Raw genomic sequence first — 20,791 nt, forward strand, 5'->3', positions numbered from 1 at the left:
AAGCTTCAGAAAATTATGATATACTAGAATGTAGCAAAAATTTAGAAATGGACGTGAAGCAAGAAACATGGCACAGTTGTATTATCGTTATGGGACCATGAACTCTGGTAAAACGATTGAGATTCTCAAAGTGGCCTATAACTACGAGGAGCAAGGAAAAGGTGTTGTCATTATGACCTCGGCTCTGGATACGCGTGACGGTGTTGGCTATGTGTCGAGTCGAATTGGCATGAAACGCCCTGCCCTTGCGATTGAGGAAACAACGGATATCTTTGGCTATATCCGAGACCTACCAGAAAAACCTTATTGTGTTTTGGTCGATGAAGCCCAGTTTCTTAAACGCCACCATGTTTACGACCTAGCTCGTGTTGTGGACGAGTTAGACATACCCGTCATGGCTTTTGGCTTGAAAAATGACTTTCGCAATGAATTGTTCGAAGGTTCCAAATATCTCTTGCTTTTAGCAGACAAGATTGACGAAATCAAGACCATCTGTCAGTATTGCAAGAAAAAGGCGACCATGGTGTTGCGAACACAGGATGGACTGCCCGTTTACGATGGAGAACAGATCCAGATTGGTGGTAATGAAACCTATATCTCGGTTTGCCGTAAACATTATTTTGCCCCTGAAATCAATAAGGAGAATGAAGAAAAATGAACATCTATGATCAACTACAAGCTGTAGAAGACCGTTATGAAGAACTAGGAGAATTGCTGAGTGACCCTGATGTCGTTTCAGACACCAAGCGTTTTATGGAGCTTTCAAAAGAAGAAGCTTCCAATCGTGACACCGTAATAGCCTACCGTGAGTATAAACAAGTCCTTCAAAATATCGTCGATGCCGAAGAGATGATTAAGGAATCAGGCGGAGATGCGGACTTGGAAGAAATGGCCAAGCAAGAACTCAAAGATGCCAAGGCTGAAAAAGAAGAATATGAAGAAAAACTGAAAATTTTGCTCCTTCCAAAGGATCCAAACGATGACAAGAATATCATCCTTGAAATCCGTGGAGCAGCTGGTGGAGACGAAGCGGCACTTTTCGCTGGAGATTTGCTAACTATGTACCAAAAGTATGCGGAAGCCCAAGGTTGGCGCTTTGAAGTCATGGAAGCCTCTATGAACGGTGTCGGTGGTTTTAAAGAAGTGGTTGCTATGGTTTCTGGTCAGTCGGTTTACTCTAAACTCAAGTACGAATCAGGTGCCCACCGTGTGCAACGTGTCCCTGTGACAGAAAGCCAAGGCCGTGTTCATACTTCGACAGCGACAGTTCTTGTTATGCCAGAAGTTGAAGAGGTTGAATACGACATTGATCCAAAAGACCTTCGTGTCGACATCTATCACGCCTCTGGTGCTGGTGGACAGAACGTCAACAAGGTTGCGACAGCCGTTCGTATCGTTCACTTGCCAACCAATATTAAAGTTGAGATGCAGGAAGAACGTACCCAGCAGAAGAACCGTGAGAAAGCCATGAAAATCATCCGTGCGCGTGTTGCTGACCACTTTGCACAAATTGCTCAGGATGAACAAGACGCTGAGCGTAAATCAACAATCGGTACTGGTGACCGTTCAGAACGTATTCGTACTTATAACTTCCCACAAAACCGTGTCACAGACCACCGTATCGGCTTGACTCTCCAAAAACTAGATACTATTTTGTCTGGTAAATTGGATGAGGTTGTGGATGCTTTGGTGCTCTATGACCAAACACAAAAATTAGAAGAATTAAATAAATAATGATATTAGCTCAATTATTTTCAGATTTTGAAGAAGAGTTGATAAGACAAGGAGAGGAAGCTGAAAGCCTCTCTTTTGTCTATCGTGGCCTGAAAAATCTTCCTTTCACAGATTTTGTTTTTGCCCTCCAGAAAGAGGTAACAGAGGAAGAAAAACAATTTGTAAAAGGAATTTTTCAACAGTTAGTAGATCATAAACCAGCACAGTATATCATCGGACAGGCAGATTTTTATGGAATGCAGTTAAAAGTTGATGAGCGGGTTTTGATTCCCCGTCCAGAGACAGAGGAATTAGTCGAGCTTATCCTGGCTGAAAATTCTGAAGAAAATCTTAAGGTCCTAGATATCGGGACAGGTAGTGGAGCTATTGCTCTCGCTCTAGCAAAAAATAGACCAGATTGGTCAGTGACAGCAGCAGATATTTCCCAAGATGCTTTAGATTTAGCTAACGAAAATGCTAAAAATCAAAATCTTCAAATATTTTTAAAAAAATCTGACTGTTTTACAGAAATTTCTGAAAAATATGATATAATTGTTTCCAATCCACCCTATATCTCTCGTGAAGATGAGTCAGAGGTTGGCTTGAATGTTTTGCATTCGGAGCCTCATCTAGCTCTCTTTGCAGACGAGGATGGCCTAGCTATTTACCGTAGAATTGCGGAAGATGCAAAAGACTATCTCAAAGATGGTGGTAAGATTTACCTTGAAATTGGATACAAGCAAGGTCAAAGTGTTCCTGAACTTTTTAGGAAGCATCTTCCTGAAAAACGTGTAAGAACGCTTAAGGATCAATTTGGTCAAGATAGGATGGTTGTGGTTGATGATGGACAGGATTAGGCAAGAGTTGGAAAAGGGTGGAGCTGTTGTTCTGCCTACAGAGACTGTTTATGGTCTTTTTGCCAAGGCTCTAGACGAAAAAGCAGTTAATCATGTATACCAGATTAAACGTCGTCCCAGAGACAAGGCACTCAATCTCAATATTGCCTCTTTAGAGGATATCTTGCACTTTTCAAAGAATCAGCCAACTTATCTTCAAAAACTTGTAGAGACCTTTTTACCAGGTCCCTTGACCATTATTCTCGAAGCTAATGACCGAGTTCCCTATTGGGTCAATTCGGGTCTCGCAACGGTGGGATTTCGGATGCCTAGTCATCCCATCACGCTTGATTTGATTAGAGAGACGGGACCCTTGATTGGGCCGTCTGCCAATATTTCAGGTCAGTCAAGTGGTGTAACCTTTGAACAAATTCTGAAGGATTTTGACCAAGAGGTTTTGGGTCTAGAAGACGATGCTTTTCTAACTGGACAGGATTCGACTATTTTGGACTTGTCTGGAGACAAGGTGAAAATCTTACGCCAAGGGGCCATTAAGCGAGAAGATATTCTTGCTCAGTTGCCAGAGATTTCTTTTGAGGAGGAATGAGATGCTAAGAGATTTAAGAGAAACTGATGTGAACGCTATATGTGAGATCAACCAAGAGGCTTTGGGTTATTCTTTTAGTCCAGAGGACACGGCTAGTCAATTTGCTAGACTATCTCAGGATTCCCATCATTTCCTACTTGGCTATGAGAATGAAGCTAGTCATGCCTTGCTTGGATATGTCCACGCTGAGGTCTATGAATCACTTTATTCTAAAGCAGGATTTAATATTTTAGCTTTAGCAGTTTCACCTCAAGCGCAAGGTCAAGGTATTGGTAAAAGCTTATTACAAGGGTTGGAAGAAGAAGCAAAAAGACGTGGTTATGGGTTTATCCGCTTAAACTCTGCCGATCATCGTCTGGGTGCTCATGCATTTTATGAAAAAGTTGGTTATACTTGTGATAAAATGCAGAAACGGTTTATTCGCATCTTTTAGTTTGATTTTCTAATAAGAAAATTAAACTAATGGACTAGTCACACAATAAAAGGAGAAGACCTATGATTTTTGACAAAGATGATTTTAAAGCATACGATGCTGATCTCTGGAATGCTATTGCCAAAGAAGAAGAACGCCAACAGAATAATATCGAGTTGATTGCTTCGGAAAACGTAGTTTCCAAGGCTGTTATGGCAGCTCAAGGGTCTATCTTGACAAACAAATATGCCGAGGGTTACCCAGGCCGCCGTTATTATGGTGGAACGGATGTGGTAGACGTGGTAGAGACTCTTGCTATTGAACGCGCAAAAGAAATTTTCGGTGCAAAATTTGCTAATGTCCAACCTCACTCAGGAAGCCAAGCCAACTGTGCGGCTTACATGGCCTTGATTGAGCCAGGTGATACCGTTATGGGGATGGATTTAGCAGCAGGTGGACACTTGACCCACGGAGCTCCAGTTAGCTTCTCAGGTCAAACCTACAACTTTGTTTCTTATAGTGTAGATCCTGAAACGGAATTATTGGACTTTGATGCTATATTGAAGCAAGCCCAAGAAGTAAAACCAAAATTGATCGTAGCAGGTGCTTCAGCCTATTCTCAAATTATCGACTTTTCAAAATTCCGTGAAATTGCAGATGCCGTTGGTGCTAAGCTCATGGTAGATATGGCTCATATCGCTGGTTTGGTTGCGGCTGGCCTTCATCCAAGCCCAGTACCATACGCTCATATCACTACAACAACGACCCACAAAACCCTTCGTGGACCTCGTGGTGGTTTGATTTTGACCAATGACGAAGAACTTGCTAAAAAAATCAATTCAGCTATTTTCCCAGGTATTCAGGGCGGTCCTTTAGAGCATGTTGTGGCGGCTAAGGCAGTTTCCTTCAAAGAAGTTTTGGATCCAGCCTTCAAGGAATATGCTGCCAATGTAATTAAGAACAGCAAGGCTATGGCAGATGTCTTCTTGCAAGACCCTGATTTCCGTATTATTTCAGGTGGAACTGAAAACCATCTCTTCCTTGTTGATGTGACTAAGGTTGTAGAAAACGGAAAAGTTGCTCAAAACTTGCTGGATGAAGTCAATATTACCCTAAATAAAAATTCAATCCCTTACGAAACCTTGTCACCATTCAAGACAAGTGGGATTCGTATCGGAGCAGCAGCCATTACTGCACGTGGATTTGGTGAAGAAGAAAGTCGCAAAGTGGCTGAACTCATCATTAAAACCCTTAAAAATGCAGAAAATGAGGCTGTATTAGAAGAAGTGAGAAGTGCAGTCAAAGAATTGACAGATGCCTTCCCATTATACGAGGACTAAAACTTTTATGGACATTTATATTAAGAAAGCCATTATTCACCAGTTCAGTCCGGATGATACCGAGCTGTTCCTAGCGGATAAGCTTCTCAATATTACTCCAAAAATCGAAGAATACCTGCGTAAAAAAATTGAACGTGTGTATTCAGATGAAGCCAAGACTGGGATTTTCGAGGAAGAAAATCCCTTCTTCAATCACATCACAGACGATTTATTGGAGACATCAGTAACACTGGCTAATCTCTGGAAAGAGGAGTTTAGCATTTCTGAAAATCTCAAGACCAATGACTTGATTTTTGTGCAATTGTCTAAAGAAGGTGTGGAACATTTCGCTTTCTTGAGAATTGCCCTGCGTGAGACCTTGACTCACCTCGGAGGAGAAGTTGATAATCCAATCAAGCTGACTCAGAATAACCTGCCTGGATTTGGAACAGGGGCTGATGAGGCCTTGGTGGTTAATCTTCAGAGTCGCAAGTACCATCTGATTGAAAAACGAATCAAGTATAACGGGGCTTTCTTGAACTATTTTTCAGATAATCTTCTTGCTGTCGCTCCTAAGATTTCTCCTAAGAAATCTATCAAGGAATTGGAAAAAACAGCACAGCGCATTGCTGAGACTTTTAACACAGATGATTTTCAATTTCAATCCAAGGTCAAATCAGCGATTTTCAACAACCTAGAAGAAAGCAATGAATTGTCACCAGAGAAACTGGCCAATGACCTTTTTGACAACAATCTGACGGCTCGTTTGAGCTTTATTGACCAAGTCAAAGAAGCCGTACCAGAACCTGTTCAATTTGATGAAATTGATGCCAGTCGCCAATTAAAGAAATTTGAAAATCAAAAACTTTCCTTGTCAAATGGAATTGAGCTCATCGTTCCCAATAACGTCTATCAAGACGCCGAGTCTGTTGAGTTTATCCAAAACGACAATGGAACCTACTCTATCTTAATCAAAAATATCGAGGATATCCAAAGTAAATAATGTTTAAACGAATTCGAAGAGTGCTTGTACTAGCAGTCTTCCTTTTTGCTGGATATAAAGCTTACCGCATTCACCAAGATGTTAAGCAAGTTATGACCTATCAACCCATGGTGCGAGAAATCTTGAGTGAAAAAGACACCCCAGCAAACGAAGAGCTTGTGCTCGCTATGATTTATACCGAAACAAAAGGAAAAGAAGGCGACGTCATGCAGTCTAGTGAGTCTGCCAGTGGTTCCACCAACACCATAAATGATAACGCCTCTAGCATTCGGCAAGGCGTTCAAACTCTGACAGACAATCTCTATCTGGCCCAGAAGCAGGGTGTTGATGTCTGGACGGCTGTTCAAGCCTATAATTTTGGACCAGCCTATATCGATTTTATCGCCCAAAATGGCAAGGAAAATACCTTGGCTCTGGCCAAACAGTACTCTCGTGAGACTGTTGCTCCCTTGCTTGGTAATACCACTGGAAAGACTTATAGTTATATTCACCCTATTTCCATTTTTCACGGTGCTGAACTTTATGTAAATGGAGGAAACTATTACTATTCTAGGCAGGTTCATCTTAACCTTTACATCATCAAATGTTTCACTCTCTTTTCAACATCTGGCTAATCCAGGTGTTTTTGTTATAAGTTTTCTTTAAGATAGATATATTACTCTAAAAAGGTAAAGGAGGGAATTCCCTATGAGAAAGAAACTCTTTCTGACCAGTGCTGCGGTCTTGTGGGCAGTAACAGCTATGAATAGCGCCCATGCAGCAACAGATGTTCAAAAAGTTATCGATGAAACCTATGTTCAACCTGAATATGTCCTAGGTTCATCATTGTCTGAAGATCAAAAAAATCAAACCCTTAAAAAACTAGGCTACAATGCCTCAACAGACACCAAAGAACTCAAGACCATGACACCTGATGTCTATTCTAAGATTATGAATGTGGCCAATGACTCTAGCTTACAATTGTATTCATCAGCCAAGATTCAAAAACTAGGTGACAAGTCGCCACTTGAGGTCAAGATTGAAACACCAGAGAACATCACTAAGGTGACTCAGGATATGTACCGAAATGCAGCAGTAACCTTGGGTGTGGAACATGCTAAAATCACTGTAGCAGCCCCTATTCCAGTTACAGGTGAGAGTGCTTTAGCAGGGATTTATTATTCGCTAGAAGCTAATGGAGCCAAGGTGCCACAAGCCAACAAAGATTTGGCTCAAGAAGAGCTAAAGGCTTTGTCCGATATCAATGCTGAAAACAAGGACAAAACAGGCTATGATGCTAATAAATTAAACGTTGCCTTAGCAGATATTAAGTCAGGACTCGCCAAAGCTAAAGAAAGTAAGGGAAATCTGACAGAGGAAGATGTCCGTAAAATTGTTGAAGATACCTTGAAAAATTACAAACTTGATCAGGTTATAACAGGAAACCAAATCAATATCATCATCAATTTTGCTTTGAATCTCTCAAAAAGTGATATTCTTAGCAATACAGACTTCACTAAAACTCTAAATGACCTTAAACAAAGTATTGTTTCACAAGCTGGCGACAGTTTTAAAAATATCAACCTTAACTTTGATGCTGATAAGGCGCTAGAGGACGGTGGGAACTTCTTAAGTTCCCTCTGGCAAGCCATTGTCAACTTCTTCAAGAGTTTTGGTTCTTAAGAAATTTCATGGTATAATAGATGGTAACCCTAACGTTGCCGTCTTTTTTGTCGGCCAATAGAAAGAGAAAATAATGTTAAAGAAAAATGATATTGTAGAAGTTGAGATTGTTGACTTGACCCATGAAGGGGCAGGAGTTGCCAAGGTGGATGGTTTGGTATTTTTTGTTGAGAATGCTTTACCGAGTGAAAAAATCCTTATGCGTGTCCTCAAGGTTAATAAAAAGATTGGTTTTGGGAAAGTTGAAGAATACCTTGTCCAATCACCACACCGTAATCAAGATTTAGATTTGGCTTACCTGCGTTCAGGAATCGCGGATTTAGGTCATCTTGCCTATCCAGAACAGCTCAAGTTTAAAACCAAGCAAGTCAAAGACAGTCTATATAAGATTGCTGGAATTGATGATATAGAGGTTGCTGAAACTTTAGGTATGGAAAATCCAGTCAAGTACCGTAACAAAGCACAGGTCCCTGTTCGTCGAGTGAATGGTGTTTTGGAAACAGGATTTTTCCGTAAGAATTCCCACGACCTCATGCCTTTGGAAGATTTCTTTATACAAGATTCTGTGATTGATGAGGTAGTAGTAGGTCTACGTGACTTGCTACGTCGTTATGATTTGAAACCTTATGATGAAAAGGAACAATCTGGCTTGATTCGAAATCTTGTGGTGCGTCGTGGGCACTATTCAGGGCAAATCATGGTCATTTTGGTGACAACTCGTCCCAAAGTTTTTCGTGTTGACCAATTGATTGAACAAGTCATCAAGCAGTTTCCAGAGATTGTGTCTGTTATGCAAAATATCAATGACCAGAACACTAATGCTATTTTTGGTAAGGAATGGCGTACGCTTTATGGACAAGATTTTATCACTGACCAGATGTTGGGAAATGACTACCAAATCGCTGGCTCTGCCTTTTATCAAGTCAATACTGAAATGGCTGAAAAACTTTATCAAACAGCTATTGACTTTGCTGAATTAAAAGAAGATGATGTGGTCATTGATGCCTATTCTGGTATCGGGACGATTGGTATTTCTGTTGCGAAACACGTCAAGGAAGTCTATGGTGTTGAAGTAATTCCAGAAGCGGTTGAGAATAGTAAGAAGAATGCTCAACTGAACAATATTTCAAATGCCAACTATGTCTGTGACACAGCTGAAAACGCCATGAAGAATTGGCTTAAAGATGGAATTCAACCAAGCCTTATCCTAGTTGATCCACCAAGAAAAGGACTCACCGAGAGTTTTATCAAAGCTAGTACCCAAACAGGAGCTAACCGCATCGCCTATATCTCATGTAATGTCGCAACCATGGCGCGTGATATCAAACTCTACCAAGAATTGGGATATGAATTGAAGAAAGTCCAGCCGGTTGATCTTTTTCCGCAGACGCACCACGTGGAGTGTGTTGCTCTGCTCGTAAAAACCTAGAAACCTTTGAATGAAAGGGATAACGAAAAGCCTTGATTGCAAGGCTTTTTGTATTGGCGTGGGGAAGTATCAGAGTGAGAAAATTTTTGGAATGAATAGAAGTGATAGCTAGAAATTATCAGTTTCTATTTCCATTTACCCTGTGGGTACGTGTTTGTTTCCATTGACAAGGAGATTGTGGGAATAGAAACGTCCACACCTTACATATCTCCAGAATGGGCGATTGAAATTGATACAATTTAATAGAGATAAGCTCTTGTTATGTTTCTTTTAAGTCAATTAACTAACAATACTCAAAGTATGCTCAAAAATATGATATAATCTAGGACATAAGGCAATACTGTTTTAAAGTATTTTCTCTTAACCATGTCTCGTTAGACAAATCTGATTCGTCTGGTTTTCTAATAGATTTTAATGCTGACTTGGTTTTATAGCCATTATGCTCTCCATTATTTTAGTGTGGAACACTTTGGTTATTAGTTTTTTGTTACATTGTAAGCAAATCAATAGAGATAGAAAAAGGAATTATATGTTTAGTTATGAGGTTGTAGCAAGTTTTAACGACTTAGAAAATGCTATTTATACAACTATTTTAGAAAATGAAAATATATCCTCTATGACAATCAAGGAATTGGCCCAACTTGCACATGTATCAGTTGGAACCGTACAACGATTTTGCAAGCATCTAGGATTTGATGGATATAGCCATTTTAAGATTGCTTATAAAGAATATTTAAAAAATGAGCAAATTATTTTAAACAATCAAAACAATCATTCTTTGAAGCTATTCATTGATTATACTGAGCAAGATACTTTTTTGCAGCTGATTATGGAGGCTGTGGCAATCTTAAAGAAAGTTGAACAGATTGTTTTTGTCGGAATTGGTTCCTCTGGAACTTTAGGTCGATATGGAGCGCGCTATTTTTCAAATATTGGCAAATTTAGTATGTGTATTGAAGATCCTTGGCAACCAGTGCTACAAAACAGTATGGAAAAAACTTGTGTCATTGCCTTATCCGAATCTGGTGAGACTTCTCAAACATTGAAAATTGTACAAAAATTAAAGGAAAAAGGTTGTCCAGTTATTGCCATCACAAATACATTGGAATCAACATTGTCAAGGCTATCTGATTGCTCCATAACCTATCATGTTCCTCAATTATTTTTAAATGGGTTTAATATTACGACGCAGGTACCTGTTATTCTTATTATTGAAATGTTAATGAAACAACTATATACTACAAAAGCATAAGGGTGTCTATGAATTTATTTGATTATCATAAAGTAAAAGGGCTAAATAATAGTGAATTAAGCGTGTATAATTTTATATTGCAACATAGAGATAAAGTTGCTACGATGACTATCAGAGAGCTATCGACATCTATAAATCTATCGACAACAACCATCATTCGTTTTGCGAAAAAGATGGGATTTGATAGCTACAATGATTTAAAATATGTTTTGTCAAGGTCGGAAGATAAGGAAAATAAACATCGTCACTACTTTCCTATTGATATTCCAGCAATACAATTTTTACAGACTAGTGTCCAAGATGAAGCTTTAAAAAAACAACTATCAGAGATAGCAGACTTGATCGTTCAAGCCAAACAAGTTATCTTTTTAGGGGTGGGTACTAGTCTAAGTTTGGCAGAATATGGCTCATATCTTTTTTCTGGAATCGGTATTCTTAGCTTTGCTATTACTAACCCATTTTATTCTCTGAAATTGCATCATTCTAATTTGGAGGATGTTTTGGTTATTGCTCTAAGTGTCAGCGGTGAGACAGAAGAAGTTCTAACTCTGGTACAGGGATTCAAAGAAAGAAATGCTAAGATTGTTAGTCTGACAAATACAGATATTTCCACTTTATCACAGCTATCGGATATAAATTTATCCTACTTTATGCCAGTTGCCTACGCAGATTCCTCGCTACGTTCCACTAATTTGACCACTCAGATTCCAGTTGTCTATTTTTTAGAATCCTTACGTTACCAAGTTTATTTAAAAAAATAGGAGTGAAAACTCTTGTTTTTTTTATGTAACAAATATTGTTCGACTGTACATTTATTTTCTATCTCAATATCTATTGTCAGCAGATACAGTATGTTATAAAATAGACTTGTTCATAGCGCTAGTACAAAATACAGAAAGGATTGGTAAAATGGCAAAAATACCAGAAGGCTTTTTATGGGGTGGGGCAGTTGCTGCTCACCAAATTGAAGGAGGATATGATAAAGGTGGAAAAGGCATTTCGATAGCCGATGTGATGACGGTTGGAAGTGCTACCCACTCTCGACAGATTACTGATGGCGTCTTACCTGACGAATATTATCCGAATCATGATGCAATAGATTTTTACAGAACCTATAAGGACGATATACAATTATTCGCTGAGATGGGATTTAAGTGTTTTCGAACTTCGATTGCCTGGACTCGTATCTTCCCAAATGGAGATGAAGAAGAACCTAACGAAGAAGGGTTGAAATTTTATGATGATTTATTTGATCAGCTGCTAGCTCGTCAAATTGAACCGGTCATCACACTCAGTCACTTTGAAATGCCCTATCATCTAGTTACTAAGTATGGTGCTTGGCGTAATCGCAAGTTGATTGATTTCTTTGTTCGTTTTGCGGAAGTCGTCATGGAACGATATAAGGACAAAGTTAAGTATTGGATGACCTTTAACGAGATCAATAATCAAGGTGCAATTAATGTTCCTTGGTGCTCATGGACTAATTCTGGTGTCATTTATCAAGAAGATGAAAATCCAGTTGAGGTACTACAGCAGGTTATCCATTATCAGTCAGTGGCTTCTGCAAAAGTTGTACAATTGGGTCGGAAAATCAATAAAAATTTCAAAATTGGTTGTATGCTGGCAATGGTACCATTTTATCCGAATACATGTGATACAAAAGATATACTTGCTAGCCAGAAGGCAATGGAGCATCGTTTATTTCACTATGGAGATCTTCATGTTTTTGGAGAGCGTCCTTACTATATCGAGGCCTTTTGTCGAAAAAATAATATCAAACTGGATATTTTACCAGAAGATCTAGAAACTCTAAAAGAAGGTTGTGTAGATTATATTGGCTTGAGTTACTATATGAGTGATACAGTGACTGCTACAGCATCTGAGGAAACAGAAGAACTTTTCAAAGATGTTTATACTAAGAAAAATCCCTATATTGAATCAAGCGATTGGGGTTGGCAGATTGATCCTGAGGGATTACGCTATAGCTTAAATCTTTTATACGATCGCTATCATTGTCCGCTTTTTATAGTTGAAAATGGATTCGGTGCTTATGATAAGGTAGAGCCTGATGGAATCCATGATTCTTACCGCATTGATTACCTCAAACAACACATTGAACAAATGATGTTAGCGATTGAAGAAGATGGCGTAAATGTCATTGGTTATACCCCTTGGGGCTGTATCGATATTGTTAGTGCTGGTACAGGTGAAATGGAGAAGCGTTATGGCTTTATCTATGTCGATAAGAATAATAATGGCGAAGGAACTTTGCAACGAATGAAGAAAGATTCCTTTACATGGTATCAAAAAGTGATTACATCAAATGGAAACGAATTATAAGGAGTAATTAAAATGAATATTGGATTGTTTTGTGCAGCAGGTATGTCAACAAGTATTTTGGTTGAGCGAATGAAAGAAGCGGCTCAGAAAAAAGGGAAAGATGCAACAATTGCAGCTTATTCCATCAGTGAATTGGAACAAAGAGTTGGAGATATTGATGTGGCTCTATTAGGCCCACAGGTTGGTTTCCAACTTGAAAAAGCAAAAGAAATTTGTGCTTCTCACAATGTTCCTGTAGAAGTGATTGCAATGGCTGATTATGGCACTGCAAACGGTATGGCAGTTCTTAAACAAGCTTACATGATGAAAAAATAAGGAGAAGATGATGAAGGATAAACTGATTAAAAAGTTTGTTGATGGGATGATGGCCTTTGTCAATACCAAAGGTGTAACAGCGATAAAAGATGGTATTGTTTTCTCTATGCCATTGTTGATTGTTGGCTCCATCTTTCTTATCTTGGCCAATCTTCCAGTTCCAGCTCTAGCAACGATGTTAGAAACTAGTGGTATTACCCCTGTTCTCAATCAAGCAATTGGTGCAACCTTTAATATCAGTGCGATTGTAACAGTCATTGGGATTGCGTATACCTATGCTAAGCTAGAAAAACAGGAGCCGCTTGGGGCAGGTGTCATTGCCCTAGCAGTTTTCTTGCTAATCCAGCCCTCCAGTTTGATTTCTAAAAATGGGGATGTAGTTGGTAACATTATTCTGAAGGATTGGACTTCCGGGAAAGGGATGATTGGTGCCATTATCGTTGGTTTGATTGTAGGAGCAAGCTATTCTTGGTTTTTGAAGAAAAATATCAAAATCAAAATGCCAGATGGCGTACCAACTGGTGTAGCCAACGCATTTTCAGCCTTGATTCCTGCTACTGTTATCATCACAGCGGCAACGATCTTTGTCGGACTTGTTGAACAATTGTTTAAGGTCACAACGATTGAAATGATTTATAATCTTATTCAAACACCAATGCAAGGCTTGACTGACTCATTGTTTGGTGCGGTGCTTATGTGTTTCCTTGTACCATTCTTATGGATGTTTGGGGTGCACGGCTCAACTGTAGTTGGTGGCATCATGAGTGGCTTGCTACAGGCGAATGCTTTGGAAAACCAAGCCATTTTAGATAAGGGCCTTGAATTAAATCTAGCCAATGGTGGTCATATTGTGACGATTCAATTTTTTGATCAATTTATCAATGTTACAGGTGCCGGGATTACGATTGGTTTGGTAGTTTACATGGTTGCATTTGCAAAATCAAAACAACTAAAAATTCTTGGACGTCTTGAAATGGTTCCAGCCATCTTTAATATCAATGAGCCGGTGCTCTTTGGTTTGCCGATTGTAATGAACCCAGTTTTAGCAACTCCCTTTATATTAACGCCTATTTTATCTTGTATCATCCAGTATTCAGCGATTTATTTTGGACTGACACCTATGTATGGTGCCGTTCAAGTTCCGTGGACTTGTCCTCCAATTATTTCAGGATTTATCATCGGTGGTTGGAAAACAGCCTTGTTGCAAACACTTATTTTGGTTATGTCTTTCTTTGTTTATTATCCATTTATTAAACAGATGGATAAACAAGCTTTACAAGCTGTAATGCAAGAAACAAGCGATTTAGAAGACGAAGATTGGTAAGAGAGGTATTAAAATGGACGAAAAAGTACTCGAAGTGTGTTTTCAAATTATCACCTATGTAGGAACAGCAAAATCTATGTACATCGATGCTATTCAATTGGCTAAGCAGGGTGAATTCGAGCAGGCTAAAGATAGAATTAAACAAGGCGAAGAAGCATTTGTACAGGGACACAATGCTCACCACTCACTTTTGACAAAAGAAATGAATGGGGCATTAAGCCAAACAGGTCTACTTCTGATGCACGCTGAGGATCAGTTAATGAGTGCAGAAGGTTTTAGAACGATTGCTGAGGAATTTATAGCAGTCTATAAACGCTTTGAGGAAGGTAAATAGAGCAAGTTATGAAAGTAAAAAATCAAGCAATGTTAATTACCTATTCAGACAGTCTTGGAAAAAATCTGAAAGACTTGAAGTAGGTCTTAGAAGGCCCTTTGAAAGATGTGGTCGGTGGGGTCCATATTCTTCCCTTCTTTCCATCGTCAGGCGACCGCGGGTTTGCACCCATGGACTATACCAAGGTTGATGAGGCTTTTAGAGATTGGAGCGATATTGAGGCACTCAGTCAAGACTACTACCTCATGTTTGATTTCATGATTAACCATATCTCAGCCAAGTCGCCTTTTTCCTTGATTTCCTAGAAAAGAAAGATGAGTCTGCCTATGCGGATTTGTTTATCCGCTACAAAAATTTTTGGCCAAACAGTGGGCCGACTCAGGAAGATGTAGACCTGATTTACAAACGGAAGCCACGTGCTCCCTATCGCATTGCCAAGTTTGCTGATGGTAGTAAGGAAAAAGTTTGGTGTACCTTTGATGAGCAACAGATCGACCTCGATGTGACAACAGAAACAACTCGTCGCTTTATTCAGGAAAATCTGGAACAGCTGGCGGACCACGGAGCTTCCATTATTCGCTTGGACGCCTTTGCCTACGCCAATAAGAAAATCGGCACCAACTGTTTCTTTGTTGAGCCAGATATTTGGGAAATGCTTCATTTTCCGCGTCAGCTATTGGCACCAAAAGGAGTGGAAATTCTTCCAGAAATTCATGAACATTACACCATTCAGCAAAAAATCGCTGAGCAAGACTACTATGTCTATGACTTTGCCCTTCCGATGCTGGTTCTTCATGCTCTTTATTCAGGTAATGTCAACCGTCTTGTTCACTGGATGGAAATCTGCCCTCGCAAGCAATTTACAACCTTGGACACGGAGTGGTCGATGTCAAGGACTTGCTGACAGATGAGGAAACAGAGGTGACAAGAGAAGCCCTCTATGCCCAAGGAGCAAATGTCAAAACAGAGGACTACAACAATTTGGATATTTATAAGATAAATTGTACCTACTATTCAGTTTTAGGAAATGATGGCCAAGCCTATCTCTTGGCACGTGTGCTTCAATGTTTTGCACAAGGTATTCCGCAGATTTACTACGTTGGCTTGTTGGCAGGAGAAAATGATATCGAATTGCTCGAATCAACCAAAGAAGGCCGCAACATCAACCGTCACTATTATGATTTGGAAGAAATTGAGCGAGAAGTTCAACGCCCAGTTGTCCTTGTTCAATCTGCTCAAATTCCGTAATAGCAGCGCAGCATTTGATGGAGAGTTTACTGTTGACATGGAAGACGCTAATACTATCCACATCAGTTGGACCAATACCGATGCCAATACAGTGGCAGAATTAAGAGCTAATCTGAAAGATAAATCATTTGAAATTACAGAGAAAATAGATAGTGAAAGAACATCGATTTATCTATAATAGAATACAAAAGAGTGGTGGAAACGTTTGATTTCCTCACTCTTTTTGTTAGCTAGTTAGTAACAAAATAGTACTTAAACGTAAACTATGAATTATATTCTGTTGTGACGATAATTGTTCGAGAATATTTGTAATAAAAAAACAGGAACAGTCAATTAAACTGCTCCTATTTTTGTGATAGAATATAGGTAGTTATAACCGAGAGCAACTAAGAAGCAGTAAAAATATTATTCATAAAATAATCAAGATTAGGAAGATAAAATGACAGAAATTGATAAAAGGAATTTAAAAAATTATCTTTATTGTACATTTGGAATTACTTATATAGCTTGGGGGATTCTTGCCATCTTTACGCAATCTCATATTTTTGGATTAGAAACTTTTATAGGGAGAACTTTACATATAATAGGTGCACTCGGACCAGCTATTGCAAGTGGGTTTTATTTGAAAAGTAATAATATAAAATTTAAACATTTTTTATTTAATAAGAGAGAAAATAGTAGTATCTATTTCATTATTCATATGTTAGCAATTTTGATACTATTTTCTGTATCTTCCTTAGAATTAAATGGAGTATCAATTTATCTAATGCCATTATTCTTTATACAACTAATTTTTTTTGGTGGTGGACATGAAGAATTAGGGTGGAGAGGAATATTACAACCGTTACTTGATAAAAAATATACATATTGGCAATCTAATTTGATTGTACGATCAATTTGGGGAATTTGGCATCTGCCTTTATGGTTTATAGTTGGAGAAAGTCATCAAGGATTTCCTTTTATTTTGTTTTTTATATATACATTATTTTTAAGTTTTGTTTTAGGTCTTCTTTACCGTCAAACGAAATCTGTGGGATACTGTATATTATTTCATGCGTTCGCAAATTTGTTAAATCTCTATTTTGTGTTAAAAATTAATGTTATTTTTATTGTCATTTTTATTGGTTATTTTATTTATACTATATTGGCGAGTAATAGAATTAGTAAGGAAACAACATTTTAAAATTTAGATCAGTATATCCATTATTGAAGGTAACAATCGGTCTATCTAGATAATCGATGTTAAAGAATTTTCTGTTGTAATTTCAAGTGGAATGATGAATGTCGTTTCTTTTGCAACTGGCGAAAATCTTTCCGTTCCACAGTATCATTTTAAAATGATTTTCATTGCCTTTTGTTTATTAGTATAAAAGAAGAATATTAACACATGTTGAGTGTGTGAGTTTGTTAGTGAAACGCAGTTAATCCTCAAAAGGTTCCCCAAACCTTTTGAGTCCGCCAATGGGATAGCTGTCGTAGAGTAATAAGTTTACGACGAAACGATAGGGTAACAGCGAACCGCTGAGTATGTAGCCTTGAAATGATGTTTTAAGAAGGTGGAAAAAAGAATTTGCTATATCCTAACGGTTACTAACTAATCAGTATTATGTTCTGAAAAATCAATCTACAGACAATTTAGAAGAGGTTATATATGGTTATATTAGAGTTATCTCAAAATAATTATTCTAAAGATTTAGTCGCATTTGATTCCATAGAAGATGGGAAAACTTTTGTAGCACAAATCCCTGGATATACTTTAGAAACAGAAGATGGATTTGAAGTAGAGTTTTTTAATCCTACAAACCTACCAGACTATATGGAAATTATCTATAACGGAAACATTGTACCTTTTTCTAAATTTATGTTTGACTCTAAGGAAAATGTAGACATTATTTGGAAAAAGATCTCGAATCTATCCGAACCAAACGAAAAAGTAATTGAAGGCTATTCCAAAATCGATGCATATGTCGTTAACAACGATGAAGTTAAAACCTATGTGGAAGCAAGAGAAGCAAACTATCGGCAGGCAAAAGACTTTCTAGAAGGCAGTGGATATGAAGTAGATAGAAGCTTTTTCGGAAGTGAAGACGGTGAAGCGATTCTCTACAGAAAAAAAGGTGCAGAAAATTGGCATTTCTTGTGTCACTTAGACCCAATGTTTGTAGAGATTGAAGATGTAGAAGGATATGTTAAAGAAGAAGTGGGAGAGATTCAATAGTCGATCAAAGTTCCTTGTGAGTATGTACCTTTGCTAGTAAAAATGTCAAAACATTGTAACGAAGGGGGTAAGAAAATCATTGAGTGTAAGCCTTTGTCTTGTTTAGAGGAAAAGTATTAGAGTAGCCGCTCATAATTTATACTAGATTTGATAACTTATTTGAGACAGATTTTATTTCTATAAATACTGTGAAAATTTTTTAATACCAAAGATTTAAAGTTACTGTGTTAAAAATCCTCTCCACTTTTAAACTAATGTATTATAAAAGCCAGTTGACACAAGTGTTACACTTTTGATAGAATTAACTAGAGGTGAAGAAAATGGCAACTGATAAAAATAGAATAATGATTAGCTTGGATGATAAAAATCTAGATAAACTTGAAAATTTAGTAGAAGATGCTAGAGATAGAAGAGGAATACGACTAACAAAGTCCCAGGTTATAGAATTACTCCTTAATACTGTTGATTATTTCGATGATATTATGGGAGCTATTTACTCAAAAAAATAACAGCAAAAATGCTATTATTTTTTTACAAACAGGTGCAACACTAGTGAAGTAGGAGTGATGAAATGGTTGTTTATATTAGACAAAGCAAACTACCAAGTGAAGTTTCAATTAATAAATACAATGCTCAAGTAGGTGCCTACTTACAAGGAGAAGAAATTATTTTATATCAATCTTTTTCTGAAATAGAACAGTTAACAAGTAAAGATATAGTTGTAGATTATATAATGGAGACCAGAGCATTACTAAAAATGATGGGGTTAAATGTTCCGGTTTATGACTATCCTATTGAGCTTAAAGACTTTTATGGTCGAAAGATTTATGAAGGTGTTTTAGGAGAGATTGTAAATATACCTGATAATTGGGGAAAATTTATTAAGCCTAAAGCTGGTTCAAAAGTCTTTACTGGAAGAGTTGTTAACGGAACCCGTGATTTGATAGGTATTGGTCTACCTTTTGACTATCCTATATGGATTAGTGAGGTTGTAGAATTCATAGCAGAATGGCGTTGTTTTGTTTTAGATGGTCGCGTATTAGATGTTCGACCCTATACAGGTGATTATCATGCACAATTTGATCCTAGTGTAATTGATAAAGCCATATCATGTTGGAAAGATGCGCCAATAGCTTATGGACTAGATATCGGTGTTACTAGTGATGGCAGAACACTTGTTGTTGAAGTAAATGATGGTTATGCATTGGGAAATTATGGCCTATCTCCTTTAAACTCAATCAATTTTCATAAAGCTAGATGGAAAGAAATGGTAAAACCTTATTTTGAAAAAAACGATGTCTTTACTATGCCTGAAAATGAAAATATAAGTTTCTAAAAAGAACAGAATTAAATCTGTGTATCTGCAACGAGTAAGTTGCAGTTTTTTGTTTTGAATAATGATATAATAGATTAAGAAAATAATGAAAACGCTATATATTTGAAAGTTGATTAGGAAAGCAGGAAGTATGGAAACAATTGATATGATTATTAAATCATCAACTGAGTTTTATAACGATTTGAAAACTGATGAACATGATAGATATCGTTCATGGGAGCATTGTTATTCACATTTTATGACAGCTCGAAAAGAGAATAATGTGAATCTTGATTACCTGAGTTTACAACTTGCATTTTATTTAGCAAGTTGGGGGATGTATCGAGGTTCTTCATTCTTATTACAAAAGGATTATAGAGTACATATACCTGTAGTAAGAGAAATCTTAAGCAATGAATATGATTCTCTAGCAGGAATAGAATGTAAAGATTTTAAAAATGAAACTAACCAAAAATTGCTAAAGGAAATTAATGAATTTATTGCAACTTATTATGATTAAATTAGGCGTGAAGTGAGAGGTTCAGCACTAAAAAACAACTTATCAGATACATTAATCACAAAGATACTGATGGGGACACTCGGTTGTGTTCCGGCATATGATAGATATTTTGTTTCTGGAATAAGATCACAAAAGATTGCAAGTGGAACCTATAACATTAAATCTATTTTACAACTAGTAGATTTTTATGAAAAAAACATAGAACAGTTAGATTCAGTTCAAAAGAATTTTAATGTTGCTGATATGCTGTATCCTCAAATGAAAATATTTGATATGGGATTTTGGCAGATTGGTTTTGACCTAGATAGTAAATAACTATTACGTCTATATATGGAATTGATAAATGGATTTACTTTAAAAGATAGAAACTCTTAATCTGAAGAGATTATTTATTGCTTAATATAAATTTTTCATTGAAAAGATTTTAGATTATTAACTTTCAGAGAATGATGTACCACAAATTAATTTTATTATGGAAAACAACTAGAAGCAGCCCATCAAGATATTTTAAATTAGATAATATTGCATTTGCAATTATAACAAAGGAGTACTAACATGCCGAAATATACCGACGAAGATATTAGAAAATTAAATAAAATCACATTAAAAATTGCTGGTGATTATTTAGGTATAAGTTCACAAGCAGTTGCGATAGGTCTTAGAAATAATCTTCTTCCAATTGGTTTTGCTATTCATAACGAAGAAAGAGACAGACGTTTCACTGAGAGTTGGTCATATCATATTATCGCTGAAAGAATGATTTCATACAATCATGGTAAGCTATCAGAGATCCGTGTTGAAAATATTGAAACTAGTTTAGATAAAATTATAGAGGAATTTAACGGATTAAAACAAGATTTACTTTTTATATTAAGCGAAAATGCAGAAGTGAAGAATTAGAAGTTTTTGAATTTGCGTTTTCGCTTGGTAAATATAAAAACGGT

At 37.3% G+C, this 20,791-nt stretch carries 23 protein-coding genes and 1 pseudogene; all 24 read left to right on the forward strand.

The features are described 5' to 3' along the window. The first annotated feature begins 67 nt into the window (after positions 1–67). The 24 genes and pseudogenes from HT678_RS03230 (at position 68) to HT678_RS03345 (ending at position 20,747) form a co-directional block, all read left to right on the forward strand. A complete protein-coding gene (locus HT678_RS03230) occupies positions 68–658 on the forward strand; it encodes a thymidine kinase (RefSeq protein WP_000068143.1) in 591 nt (196 codons plus the stop codon). After that, a complete protein-coding gene (gene prfA / locus HT678_RS03235) occupies positions 655–1,734 on the forward strand; it encodes a peptide chain release factor 1 (RefSeq protein WP_001028801.1) in 1,080 nt (359 codons plus the stop codon). The genes HT678_RS03230 and prfA overlap by 4 nt, the downstream gene beginning before the upstream one ends. Beyond that, entirely contained in the window at positions 1,734–2,570 is an 837-nt protein-coding gene (gene prmC, locus HT678_RS03240) for a peptide chain release factor N(5)-glutamine methyltransferase (RefSeq protein WP_000599420.1), read from the forward strand. The genes prfA and prmC overlap by 1 nt, the downstream gene beginning before the upstream one ends. Then, a complete protein-coding gene (locus tag HT678_RS03245) occupies positions 2,554–3,156 on the forward strand; it encodes an L-threonylcarbamoyladenylate synthase (RefSeq protein WP_000969285.1) in 603 nt (200 codons plus the stop codon). The genes prmC and HT678_RS03245 overlap by 17 nt, the downstream gene beginning before the upstream one ends. A gap of 1 nt (position 3,157) precedes the next feature. Then, positions 3,158–3,589 (forward strand): GNAT family N-acetyltransferase, encoded by a 432-nt coding sequence (locus HT678_RS03250; RefSeq protein ID WP_000942969.1) that lies wholly within the window; start codon positions 3,158–3,160, stop codon positions 3,587–3,589. Between the two features lie 62 nt (positions 3,590–3,651). Continuing rightward, entirely contained in the window at positions 3,652–4,908 is a 1,257-nt protein-coding gene (gene glyA, locus HT678_RS03255) for a serine hydroxymethyltransferase (RefSeq protein WP_023938113.1), read from the forward strand. A 7-nt stretch (positions 4,909–4,915) separates the two neighbouring features. Continuing rightward, a complete protein-coding gene (locus HT678_RS03260; RefSeq protein WP_031222414.1) occupies positions 4,916–5,890 on the forward strand; it encodes a nucleoid-associated protein in 975 nt (324 codons plus the stop codon). Then, positions 5,890–6,504 (forward strand): cell wall hydrolase Pmp23, encoded by a 615-nt coding sequence (pmp23, locus tag HT678_RS03265; RefSeq protein WP_000476369.1) that lies wholly within the window; start codon positions 5,890–5,892, stop codon positions 6,502–6,504. Before HT678_RS03260 ends, pmp23 begins: the two co-directional genes overlap by 1 nt. Before the next feature lie 73 nt (positions 6,505–6,577). After that, positions 6,578–7,552 carry a DUF1002 domain-containing protein gene (locus HT678_RS03270; RefSeq protein WP_001227752.1) on the forward strand — a complete coding sequence of 325 codons (975 nt, stop codon included), beginning with the start codon at positions 6,578–6,580 and terminating at the stop codon, positions 7,550–7,552. Between the two features lie 73 nt (positions 7,553–7,625). Then, complete coding sequence (gene rlmD / locus HT678_RS03275; protein ID WP_172924591.1) at positions 7,626–8,981, forward strand: 23S rRNA (uracil(1939)-C(5))-methyltransferase RlmD; 1,356 nt, start codon at positions 7,626–7,628, stop codon at positions 8,979–8,981. Positions 8,982–9,510: 529 nt separating this feature from the next. Then, complete coding sequence (locus HT678_RS03280; protein ID WP_000493321.1) at positions 9,511–10,233, forward strand: MurR/RpiR family transcriptional regulator; 723 nt, start codon at positions 9,511–9,513, stop codon at positions 10,231–10,233. Between the two features lie 8 nt (positions 10,234–10,241). Beyond that, positions 10,242–10,994: a MurR/RpiR family transcriptional regulator gene (locus HT678_RS03285; RefSeq protein WP_172924592.1), complete on the forward strand. Its 753-nt coding sequence runs from the start codon at positions 10,242–10,244 to the stop codon at positions 10,992–10,994. A 148-nt stretch (positions 10,995–11,142) separates the two neighbouring features. Then, the gene (locus HT678_RS03290; RefSeq protein WP_001062961.1) at positions 11,143–12,573 is read left to right on the forward strand and encodes a 6-phospho-beta-glucosidase; all 1,431 of its coding nucleotides are present in this window, start codon (positions 11,143–11,145) and stop codon (positions 12,571–12,573) included. Between the two features lie 12 nt (positions 12,574–12,585). Next, positions 12,586–12,888, forward strand: coding sequence for a PTS sugar transporter subunit IIB (locus tag HT678_RS03295; protein ID WP_001020606.1), 303 nt, complete (start codon positions 12,586–12,588; stop codon positions 12,886–12,888). Between the two features lie 10 nt (positions 12,889–12,898). Beyond that, positions 12,899–14,212: a PTS sugar transporter subunit IIC gene (locus HT678_RS03300; RefSeq protein WP_031222412.1), complete on the forward strand. Its 1,314-nt coding sequence runs from the start codon at positions 12,899–12,901 to the stop codon at positions 14,210–14,212. 13 nt (positions 14,213–14,225) lie between these two features. Next, positions 14,226–14,546: a PTS lactose/cellobiose transporter subunit IIA gene (locus tag HT678_RS03305; protein WP_000343789.1), complete on the forward strand. Its 321-nt coding sequence runs from the start codon at positions 14,226–14,228 to the stop codon at positions 14,544–14,546. Positions 14,547–14,554: 8 nt separating this feature from the next. Further along, positions 14,555–15,972: pseudogene (gtfA, locus tag HT678_RS03310) on the forward strand (sucrose phosphorylase). 261 nt (positions 15,973–16,233) lie between these two features. Beyond that, positions 16,234–16,977 carry a CPBP family intramembrane glutamic endopeptidase gene (locus tag HT678_RS03315; protein ID WP_100127818.1) on the forward strand — a complete coding sequence of 248 codons (744 nt, stop codon included), beginning with the start codon at positions 16,234–16,236 and terminating at the stop codon, positions 16,975–16,977. Positions 16,978–17,445: 468 nt separating this feature from the next. Continuing rightward, the gene (locus tag HT678_RS03320; RefSeq protein WP_000234981.1) at positions 17,446–18,012 is read left to right on the forward strand and encodes a hypothetical protein; all 567 of its coding nucleotides are present in this window, start codon (positions 17,446–17,448) and stop codon (positions 18,010–18,012) included. Between the two features lie 320 nt (positions 18,013–18,332). After that, positions 18,333–18,521 (forward strand): hypothetical protein, encoded by a 189-nt coding sequence (locus HT678_RS03325; protein ID WP_000179767.1) that lies wholly within the window; start codon positions 18,333–18,335, stop codon positions 18,519–18,521. A gap of 62 nt (positions 18,522–18,583) precedes the next feature. Beyond that, entirely contained in the window at positions 18,584–19,348 is a 765-nt protein-coding gene (locus HT678_RS03330) for an ATP-grasp domain-containing protein (RefSeq protein ID WP_000262013.1), read from the forward strand. A 130-nt stretch (positions 19,349–19,478) separates the two neighbouring features. Then, a complete protein-coding gene (locus HT678_RS03335) occupies positions 19,479–19,847 on the forward strand; it encodes a hypothetical protein (protein ID WP_000447545.1) in 369 nt (122 codons plus the stop codon). A 69-nt stretch (positions 19,848–19,916) separates the two neighbouring features. Beyond that, positions 19,917–20,162: a hypothetical protein gene (locus HT678_RS03340; RefSeq protein ID WP_000536918.1), complete on the forward strand. Its 246-nt coding sequence runs from the start codon at positions 19,917–19,919 to the stop codon at positions 20,160–20,162. 240 nt (positions 20,163–20,402) lie between these two features. Then, positions 20,403–20,747, forward strand: coding sequence for a hypothetical protein (locus HT678_RS03345; RefSeq protein ID WP_001127479.1), 345 nt, complete (start codon positions 20,403–20,405; stop codon positions 20,745–20,747). Positions 20,748–20,791: the final 44 nt, after the last annotated feature.

It is taken from the genome of Streptococcus sp. 3167, assembly GCF_013277175.1.
GTDB classification, from domain to species: domain Bacteria; phylum Bacillota; class Bacilli; order Lactobacillales; family Streptococcaceae; genus Streptococcus; species Streptococcus pseudopneumoniae.

Bases quoted from the DNA above. Each gene is read 5' to 3' on its own strand.
- HT678_RS03250 (WP_000942969.1), top strand. From the start codon at position 3,158: ATGCTAAGAGATTTAAGAGAAACTGATGTGAACGCTATATGTGAGATC.
- HT678_RS03295 (WP_001020606.1), top strand. From the start codon at position 12,586: ATGAATATTGGATTGTTTTGTGCAGCAGGTATGTCAACAAGTATTTTG.
- HT678_RS03285 (WP_172924592.1), top strand. From the start codon at position 10,242: ATGAATTTATTTGATTATCATAAAGTAAAAGGGCTAAATAATAGTGAA.
- HT678_RS03340 (WP_000536918.1), top strand. From the start codon at position 19,917: ATGGGGACACTCGGTTGTGTTCCGGCATATGATAGATATTTTGTTTCT.
- HT678_RS03270 (WP_001227752.1), top strand. From the start codon at position 6,578: ATGAGAAAGAAACTCTTTCTGACCAGTGCTGCGGTCTTGTGGGCAGTA.
- prfA (WP_001028801.1), top strand. From the start codon at position 655: ATGAACATCTATGATCAACTACAAGCTGTAGAAGACCGTTATGAAGAA.
- pmp23 (WP_000476369.1), top strand. From the start codon at position 5,890: ATGTTTAAACGAATTCGAAGAGTGCTTGTACTAGCAGTCTTCCTTTTT.
- HT678_RS03305 (WP_000343789.1), top strand. From the start codon at position 14,226: ATGGACGAAAAAGTACTCGAAGTGTGTTTTCAAATTATCACCTATGTA.
- glyA (WP_023938113.1), top strand. From the start codon at position 3,652: ATGATTTTTGACAAAGATGATTTTAAAGCATACGATGCTGATCTCTGG.
- HT678_RS03330 (WP_000262013.1), top strand. From the start codon at position 18,584: ATGGTTGTTTATATTAGACAAAGCAAACTACCAAGTGAAGTTTCAATT.
- prmC (WP_000599420.1), top strand. From the start codon at position 1,734: ATGATATTAGCTCAATTATTTTCAGATTTTGAAGAAGAGTTGATAAGA.
- HT678_RS03290 (WP_001062961.1), top strand. From the start codon at position 11,143: ATGGCAAAAATACCAGAAGGCTTTTTATGGGGTGGGGCAGTTGCTGCT.
- HT678_RS03300 (WP_031222412.1), top strand. From the start codon at position 12,899: ATGAAGGATAAACTGATTAAAAAGTTTGTTGATGGGATGATGGCCTTT.
- HT678_RS03320 (WP_000234981.1), top strand. From the start codon at position 17,446: ATGGTTATATTAGAGTTATCTCAAAATAATTATTCTAAAGATTTAGTC.
- HT678_RS03345 (WP_001127479.1), top strand. From the start codon at position 20,403: ATGCCGAAATATACCGACGAAGATATTAGAAAATTAAATAAAATCACA.
- HT678_RS03335 (WP_000447545.1), top strand. From the start codon at position 19,479: ATGGAAACAATTGATATGATTATTAAATCATCAACTGAGTTTTATAAC.
- HT678_RS03260 (WP_031222414.1), top strand. From the start codon at position 4,916: ATGGACATTTATATTAAGAAAGCCATTATTCACCAGTTCAGTCCGGAT.
- HT678_RS03245 (WP_000969285.1), top strand. From the start codon at position 2,554: ATGATGGACAGGATTAGGCAAGAGTTGGAAAAGGGTGGAGCTGTTGTT.
- rlmD (WP_172924591.1), top strand. From the start codon at position 7,626: ATGTTAAAGAAAAATGATATTGTAGAAGTTGAGATTGTTGACTTGACC.
- HT678_RS03325 (WP_000179767.1), top strand. From the start codon at position 18,333: ATGGCAACTGATAAAAATAGAATAATGATTAGCTTGGATGATAAAAAT.
- HT678_RS03315 (WP_100127818.1), top strand. From the start codon at position 16,234: ATGACAGAAATTGATAAAAGGAATTTAAAAAATTATCTTTATTGTACA.
- HT678_RS03280 (WP_000493321.1), top strand. From the start codon at position 9,511: ATGTTTAGTTATGAGGTTGTAGCAAGTTTTAACGACTTAGAAAATGCT.
- HT678_RS03230 (WP_000068143.1), top strand. From the start codon at position 68: ATGGCACAGTTGTATTATCGTTATGGGACCATGAACTCTGGTAAAACG.